Genomic DNA, 396 nt, shown 5'->3' with positions numbered 1-396 from the left:
GTTAAATATGCACCAAGTGAATCGAAATATAAAGTTTATATTATAGATGAGGTGCACATGCTAACAACAGGTGCTTTTAATGCCCTTTTAAAGACGTTAGAAGAACCTCCAGCACACGCTATTTTTATATTGGCAACGACAGAACCACATAAAATCCCTCCAACAATCATTTCTAGGGCACAACGTTTTGATTTTAAAGCAATTAGCCTAGATCAAATTGTTGAACGTTTAAAATTTGTAGCAGATGCACAACAAATTGAATGTGAAGATGAAGCCTTGGCATTTATCGCTAAAGCGTCTGAAGGGGGTATGCGTGATGCATTAAGTATTATGGATCAGGCTATTGCATTTGGTGATGGTACGTTAACATTGCAAGATGCGTTGAATGTCACAGGT

1 protein-coding gene is annotated in these 396 nt (G+C 37.4%); it reads left to right on the top strand.

The window, feature by feature from the left end; all coding sequences use genetic code 11:
- On the top strand, positions 1 to 396 hold a 396-nt coding region (locus C1I93_RS33465; protein ID WP_146603635.1), incomplete at both ends, for a DNA polymerase III delta subunit-related protein.

Source organism: Micromonospora endophytica (assembly GCF_003236305.1).
Taxonomy (GTDB): domain Bacteria; phylum Actinomycetota; class Actinomycetes; order Mycobacteriales; family Micromonosporaceae; genus Micromonospora; species Micromonospora endophytica.
This window is presented reverse-complemented; position numbering and strand designations above follow the sequence as displayed.